This is a genomic window from Caballeronia sp. AZ1_KS37 (assembly GCF_023631165.1).
In the GTDB taxonomy this organism is placed as follows: Bacteria; Pseudomonadota; Gammaproteobacteria; order Burkholderiales; family Burkholderiaceae; genus Caballeronia; species Caballeronia zhejiangensis.
In genome coordinates this window covers 20,295-27,980 of record NZ_JALQDP010000025.1, presented here as the reverse complement: position 1 = coordinate 27,980, position 7,686 = coordinate 20,295, and the positions used below count along the sequence as shown (strand labels likewise).

At 63.3% G+C, this 7,686-nt stretch carries 4 protein-coding genes; 2 read left to right on the top strand and 2 right to left on the bottom strand.

From position 1 onward, the window contains the following. Positions 1–673: 673 nt before the first annotated feature. Positions 674–1,624 carry a choline ABC transporter substrate-binding protein gene (locus tag NCS00_RS14305; RefSeq protein ID WP_250440330.1) on the bottom strand — a complete coding sequence of 317 codons (951 nt, stop codon included), beginning with the start codon at positions 1,622–1,624 and terminating at the stop codon, positions 674–676. Positions 1,625–2,142: 518 nt separating this feature from the next. On the opposite strand from NCS00_RS14305, the gene NCS00_RS14300 reads away from it, so the two are divergent. Both NCS00_RS14300 and NCS00_RS14295 read left to right on the top strand, forming a co-directional pair. Then, complete coding sequence (locus NCS00_RS14300) at positions 2,143–5,214, top strand: acetoacetate--CoA ligase (protein WP_250440328.1); 3,072 nt, start codon at positions 2,143–2,145, stop codon at positions 5,212–5,214. A gap of 118 nt (positions 5,215–5,332) precedes the next feature. Beyond that, on the top strand, positions 5,333–6,310 hold the full coding sequence (locus NCS00_RS14295) for a GlxA family transcriptional regulator (protein ID WP_008354136.1): 978 nt from the start codon (positions 5,333–5,335) through the stop codon (positions 6,308–6,310). On the opposite strand, the gene NCS00_RS14290 is transcribed toward NCS00_RS14295, so the two are convergent. Continuing rightward, a complete protein-coding gene (locus tag NCS00_RS14290) occupies positions 6,307–7,455 on the bottom strand; it encodes a porin (RefSeq protein WP_250440326.1) in 1,149 nt (382 codons plus the stop codon). The two genes, NCS00_RS14295 and NCS00_RS14290, sit on opposite strands and share 4 nt — an antisense overlap. Positions 7,456–7,686 lie beyond the last annotated feature (231 nt).

The following is a 7,686-nucleotide window of genomic DNA, read 5'->3' as shown; positions in this document are numbered from 1 at the left end:
TTCGCCGGATCCCGTATTCGTGTCGGTCTATTAGCACTGCCCCTGTGCGGGGCGGCACTCACTTTCTTTGCTGCTGCAAAGAAAGTAAGCAAAGAAAGCAGCTTCCGATACGCCCGCGGTCACACGCAATTTGGGTAGTCCTCTCGTCCATCGTGGGCTGCCTAAAGAGTGCCCTCATCGGTCCCATCGGGCTTGGATCGCGCACGGTCTGCCACATCGCACCACACAACAAACTGGTTCAGCACCAAATAGCTCCGGCCCGCTTCGCGGCCGACCGGTCAAGCGGGTCCGCGCGTGCTTCGCTACTAACGTCTCAATCTCGCTGCACTTGCCGCACGTTGGTTTCCCTTGCATACCGGGCGGCAGCGCGTAGCGCTGTGCCGGAGCCATTTCGTGCTGAACCAGTGTCCTCAGCGTTTTCGGGCGGCAGACCGTGCGCGATCCAAGCCCGATTAGGTGTTTGAGGGCACTCATTAGGCGAGTGCCGCCTGGGACGAGAGAACTACCCAAATTGCGTGTGACCGCGGGCCTGAAAAGCTGCTTTCTTTGCTTACTTTCTTTGCAGCAGCAAAGAAAGTGAGTGCCGCCCCGCACAGGGGCAACGCTAATAGACCGACGCGATAACGGGATCCGGCAACAACAACGAGACCCGGCAACAACAACAAGAAAAACCTCAAAGCCCAAGGTATTGCCGAACCGCCGGCAGCCCATCCTTACCATCAAGAGTCTTCACGCCTGCGAGCCAGGCATCCAGCACCTGGGGGTTCTGCTTGAGATAGGCCTTGGCCGCCTCCTGAGGCCGCTCCTTGTTCATCACCGGCTGCATGAGCCGATTCTCGAGATCCGTCGTAAAGCGCAAATTGGAAACGAACTTCCCCGCATTGGGACAACGCGTCAGAAAATCCGTATTCGTCAGCGTATAAACGCGAGCTTCTCCGTAGTTCGGCCCGAACACGTCATCCCCGCCGGAGAGGTAATTGATCTTCATCTGGATGTTCATCGGATGCGGCTCCCAGCCAAGAAACACCACCGGCTTCTTCTCGCGGATCGCCCGCTCGACCGTCACCAGCATCCCCGCCTCGCTCGACTGCACGAGCTTGAACCCGCCCAACCCGAACTGATTCGTGTCGATCATCTTCTGAATCTTCGCGTTCGCACTGCTGCCAGGCTCGATGCCGTATATCGTGCCGCCCAGTTCGTCGCGATGCTTCGCGATATCCGCGAACGTCTTGATGCCCGCGTCATACGCATAGCTCGGCACGGCGAGCGTCGCCTTCGCGCCCGACAGATTCGGCGGCTCCAGCTTCTCGATGCTCTTCGCCTCCAGAAACGGCTCGACCGCCTTCTGCTGCACCGGCCACCAGTAGCCAAGCGACACGTCGATCTGCCTGCTCTTCAACCCCGCGAGCGAAATCGGCACCGACGCGACCGTCGTCCGCGGCGCATAACCGAGCCCCTCGAATACGACCGACGCAAGCGCCGTCGTCGACGTGATATCGGTCCAGCCGATATCGACGAAGCGCACCGTGCGGCAACTCGCGTCCTCCGCGCGCGCACTCTGAGCGACGGCGAACGCCGCGCACGCGCCGGCGAAAAACAGTGTGGGAATCAGGCGTTGTCTCATTGCGAGGCTTCCGTTGAGGGTTGAACCGATGCGCCAGTTCGAATGCCGGCGTGCATACAAAGTACCGCCGCATAAAAGCGCCCGAACGCCCGCGTGCGACCGCGAGTTGACTGCTTGCGACCTGCGTCGCTTGCCGCTTCGCGCACGCGCCTTCGCATCCGCGTCCCGGCAACATTGAAAGCAAATTGAAATCATGACTTCCTGCTCATATTCGAAAACTTCGCACCATGGCGTAAACACGCATTGGAATGAAAAAACGTCGCGAATTCAGTAGTTTTTCCGCTGTTCGGTATCCGAAGCATGGCCGTCGCCGTTGCGCAAGATCAATCTTTGCCGAAACGCCACGGTCTCTGTGGTTGGTCGCACATAGCGCCGACTTCCGGCCGGGTAATGTGCGGGAAAGAGATAGCTTGTCTCGGCAGTGACGCGGCTTCAGGAAATGCGATGGAGTTAGCCGCGAAGCTCGCCGATTACATAGCCGTTCGACACACGTCGCCCAAAACCAAGGTGCCTGGATAATGGACCGTCAAGACGCCATCCGAGAGAGCGCGCGGCTCTACGCGCGCGAACCGCTTTACCTGCCTTCCGCCGAACAGATATCCGCATCGCGCATGACGGCCTTCACGCAGGCCTTCGAAAAGGCAACCGGCGAGCGCTTCGCCGGTTATTCGGAATTGCATGCTTACTCAGTGCGCGAATATCGCCAATTCTGGAAATGCTTTCTCGAATCGGCGCGCGGGCTCGAATGGTCGGGATCCGATGAACCGGTCTGCATCGGCAACCAATGCGAAACGGCACGGTTCTTTCCCAACATCGAACTGAATTACGCAGAAAATCTGCTCGGCAAACGCATCGCGCCCGACGACGCTCCCGCGATCACCTCCTGCTTCGCCGACGGACGCCGCATAAGCTATACGCGCGGCGAGTTGCGCGAGCGCGTCGTGCGCCTCGCGCAGACGCTCTCCGAGCTCGGCCTGAAGGAAGGCGATCGCGTGGTGGCGATCATGCGCAACGACTGCGACGCGATCACCGCTGCGCTCGCCGTGACCGCGCTCGGCGCAACGCTTTCGACAGCCGCGCCGGAAAACGGCGTGCAGGCGATTCTCGACCGCTTCGCCCCGCTCGATCCGAAGTTCATGTTCGCGCACACGATGCAGCGTCCGTTCGACACCGGCGGCTCGCTCTCGGGCCACGTCGCGGCGGTGGCCGCGCAACTGCCGACGCTCACGGACATCGTCTGTCTCGAAGATACCGAACTGCCCAGCACGGTGACGCAGCGTCAGCACGAGTTGCGCTCGCTGATCGCGCGCGGCGACGCGATGCGTTTCGACTGGAAGCGCTTCCCGTTCAACCATCCGCTCTTCATTATGTTTTCGTCGGGCACGACCGGCAAGCCGAAATGCATCGTGCACGGCGCGGGCGGCACGCTGCTCGAACACGTGAAGGAGCATCGCCTGCACAGCGATTTCGGTCCCGGCGACAAGCTCTTTTTCCACACGAGCTGCTCGTGGATGATGTGGAACTGGCAGATGTCGGTGCTCGCGTCGGGCGTGGAGATCGTCACTTACGATGGTCCCGTCGCCGCCGTCGACACGCTCTGGCGTCTCGTCGCGAACGAGCGCGTGACGGTCTTCGGGACGAGTCCCGCCTATCTGAAGATGAGCGAGGATGCGGGCATCGAGCCGGCCGGACAGTTCGATCTCTCGGCACTACGCGCGATGATGTCCACCGGCGCCGTGCTCTACGACTCGCAGTTCGAATGGGTGTACCAGCACGTCAAGCAGTTGCAGTTGCAATCGATTTCAGGCGGCACGGACATCATCGGCTGCTTCGTGCTCGGCAACCCGAATCTGCCCGTCTATGCGGGCGAAGCACAATGCCGGAGCCTCGGCCTCGACGTGCAGGCGTTTGATCAGGGCGCGAGCACGATCATGCCGGGCGAGCTCGTCTGCACGAATCCGTTTCCGTCGCGACCGCTCGGCTTCTTCGGCGACGACGACGGCTCGCGCTTTCACAAGGCGTATTTCGCGGCGAACGAAGGCGTGTGGACGCACGGCGACGTCATCGAGTTCTCGCCGCAAGGCTCGGCGCGTCTGCACGGCCGCAGCGACGGCGTGCTCAACGTGCGCGGCATCAACGTGAGTCCGGGCGAAATCTACCGCATCCTGAGCGAGATCCACGAGATCCGTCATGCGATGGTCGTCGCCCAGACCGGCGCGAACGCGGGCGATGCGGGCCAGCGCATCGTGCTCTTGCTCGTGCTGCGGCCCGGTGCGCAACTGAATGCGGCGCTCGCCGCGCGCGTGCGCCGCGATCTCACGCGACAAGGCTCCGCCGCGCTCGTGCCCGATGTGATCGTGCAGGTCGACGGCTTGCCCGTCACGCACAACAACAAGCCGTCGGAAGCGGCCGCGCGCGATGCCGTCAACGGCCTGCCCGCGCGCAACGTGTCGTCGCTCGCCAATCCCGAGTGTCTCGATCAGATTCGCGAGCATCCGTCGCTTACGCGCGTGAAGCGCGATCTGCCCGCGCCGGGCGATTCGATCGGATCCATCGAGGCGTATCTGTGCGCGCTCTGGGAACAGCATTTCAGCTTCTCGCCGATCGGCCGCGACGACAACTTCTTCGAGCTCGGCGGCCACTCGCTGCTCGCCGCGCGGATGCTCGCCGACGTGCAGCGCGCGACCGGCCGTGCATTGCCGCTATCGACGATGATCGTCGCGCCGACCGTCGCGCGCCTCGCCGCCGTCCTCGCATCCGAACCCGGCGCGCGCACCGCGGACTCGACGCTCGTGCAAATGCGTGCGGGCGTGGGCCGGCCGATCTTCATGGTGCACAGCATCACCGGCTCGGTGATGGAGTGCCTGACGCTCGCGGGCATGGTGCAGAACGAGCGGCCCGTGTACGGCCTGCAGGCGCTCGGCCTCGACGGCGATGAAGCGCCGCAGCACAGCGTCGAAGAGATGGCGCGCGGCTACGTGCTGCGCATCCGCGAAGTGCAGCCGAGCGGTCCTTATGCGCTCGTCGGCTATTCGTTCGGCGGGCTGGTCGCGTTCGAGATCGCGCAACAGCTCGTCGCGGCGGGCGAGAAGATCGAGATGCTCTGCCTGCTCGACACGTACATTCACACACATTGTCTGCCCTTCACGCTGTGGACGCGGTATCAGGCGGGCGTGCTCGTCGAACGTCTGCGCGAGTTGCGCTCGCTCAACGCCGGCGCGCGCCTCGGCTTCGTGCGCGGCAAGGCGGCGGCGATGACCAACCGCGTGCGCGGGCGCATGGGCAGGCCGACGACGCACCGGCATTCCGACGACGTCGCCGATCTTCCGCCTGTGCTGCGGCGCGTGCGCGAATCGATGAGCGCCGCGATGGCGACCTACAAGCCGCGACGTTATGACGGCGGCCCGATCGTCTACGTGCGCGCGACGATGCTCGACGACTCGCGCAGCGATCCGCTGCCGGTCTGGCAACGCGTCGCGAAGCACGGCGTGCGCGTGATGCCGGTCCTCGGCAGGCACACCGATCTCGTGGTGGAGCCGCACCTGAGCACGGTCGCCGCGACGCTCACGAACGCACTCGCGAGCGCCTGAACCGCATCTTCGAGCAGTGCAATCCGGCCGCCCTTCGGGGCACGCCGGATTGCGCGCGTTTTTTGCGCGCGCTAGGGTGGACGGCTTCTCTCATCGACGAGCCTTGCCAATCGATCCGATGTCCGCGCCCCACGATTTCCATTTCCTGCTGCTGCCCGAGTTCTCGTCGATCGGATTCATGTCCGCGATCGAGCCGCTGCGCGTCGCCAATCGCTTCGCGGGCGATCTGTATCGCTGGCACATTCTCAGCTTGGACGGCGGTCCGGTCGCCGCGAGCAACGGCATCACGCTCAACGCCGAAAGCGCGTTCGATCAGGTGAACGACGCGCGCACCGTGTTCGTCGTGTCGGGATTCGAGCCGCTCTCGCGCTACACGCGCGCGATCGGCGACTGGCTGCGGCGCCTCGATCGCGCGGGCGCGACGCTCGGCGGCATCGACACCGGCAGCTTCATCCTCGCGGAAGCCGGGCTGCTCGCGGGCACGCGCGCGACGCTGCACTGGGAAGCGGCCGCTGCATTCACCGAGCGTTATCCGGCGATCGCGACGAGTCAGGAGCTGTTCGAGATCGACACGCGGCGCATCACATGCGCGGGCGGCACCGCATCGATCGATCTGATGCTCGACGTGATCGCGCGCGAACACGGCGCGGAGTTGGCGGCGCAAGTGTCGGAGCAGTTCGTGCTCGGGCGCATCCGGCAGCGCTCGGATCATCAGCGGATGCAGATCGCCGCGCGTTACGGCATCCACAATCGCAAGCTGATTCAGGTGATCGAGCTGATGGAGCAGCATATGGAAGAGCCGCTGTCGCCCGATGCGCTCGCCGAATCCATCGGCGTGACGCGGCGTCAGCTGGAGCGGCTCTTCTGCGCATCGCTGAAGGACACGCCGACGCACTTCTATCTCGGCCTGCGTCTCGTGCGTGCGCGCGAGCTGCTTCACCAGACCGACATGTCGATTCTCGCGGTGTGCGTCGCGTGCGGCTTCGAATCGCCGTCGCATTTTTCGCGCACGTATCGCGCGCGCTTTCAGACGAGCCCGCGGCAGGATCGAAGCGCATTGCGCGCCGTCCCGTCCGCGCGGCTCGCGGCGGCTTAGAACGAGTGACGCATGCCTACGCGCACGTCGGCCTGCGTATTCGACGACGACGGCGTGAAGCTGTAGCCGATGACTGCATCGATGGGACCGGACGCGCGCAGATAGTCGCCCGAGATATACACGTCGGTACGTTTCGAAAGCAGATAGTGCAGCCCGAGCGAGCCCTGATTCCAGTGATTGCCTTCGAAGCGCGTGTGCTGATAGCCGCCGTAGAGATTCAGGTCCGGCCTGAAGCTGTATGACGCGCCGCCTTCGTACACCTGCATGTGCGAGGTCTGGCCGAGGCCCTTGATCGTCGTGTAGGTGAAGTTGCCCGATAACATCAGGTTGCCGATGGTCCATGCCGCGCCCACGGCGAACGCGCCTTGCTTGTCGACGGGAAACGAGGTCGAGCTATAGAGATCGGTGACGGCCCCCGTCGCCGGATCGACCGATACCGTCGGCTGGCCGAGGAAGGTGCGCGCGCCGATCATCGCGTACGGATCGAACGCGTAGATGCCGTTCGGATTGTTGAGTTGCGTATAGGCCGCGCCGACGTTGAAGGTGTTCGCCGCATAGTGCGCGCCGACGCTCCACGCGCTGTTGCGATGGAAGTCGCCCGCCTGATTGCCGAACGAATACATGCCGCCGAAGGTGAAGCCGCCGATGTCGTTCGACAGGAACTTGATCGAGTTCGGCAGACGGTCGCCGTTCATGCGGTCGAAGTCGCCCTGGTGAATCGCGTAGCCGCTCGCCCACGCCGAGATGTTGTAGAGGTAGACGAACTCTTCGGTCATATCGAGCTGATTGCCGAGCGAGACGGTGCCCCACTGGTTCTTGAGGCCTACGTAGGCTTGCCGTCCGAATTGCGCGCCGCCGAAGCCGAGCTGGCCATTGCCGAGATGAAAGCCCGATTCGAGCACGAAGACCGCCTGCAATCCGCCGCCGAGATCTTCGGTGCCGCGAAATCCGATGCGGTTGCCATAGGAGATGCCGTCGTCGAACTTCACGACATGCGAGCCGCCCGTGTTGCTGACCCAGGTGACGCCCGCATCGAGAATACCGTAGAGCGTCACGCTGCTTTGCGCGTGCGCCGTCGTCGGCATGTTCGCCGCGCCCGCTGCGAACGCGAGGCCTGCGATCCTTGCGGCATGTCTTTTTCTCATGTGCTGGTCCTTTGCTCGTCTCGATGTGTATTGCGTTGGAATAGGCGATGAAGCATCGCGTCGACGTCGTAAAAATAAAGGTCCATATATGCGCCGGCTCGACCCGGTGCGACGCAAATCTGTCTAGTTGCGACTACTGCAACATCGTGTTTCGCGTCAATAGAACGAATTCGTTTTCGGACATGCCCGATATCCGCGGCAGGGCTCGGCTCGCATACTTCGGAATCTGTA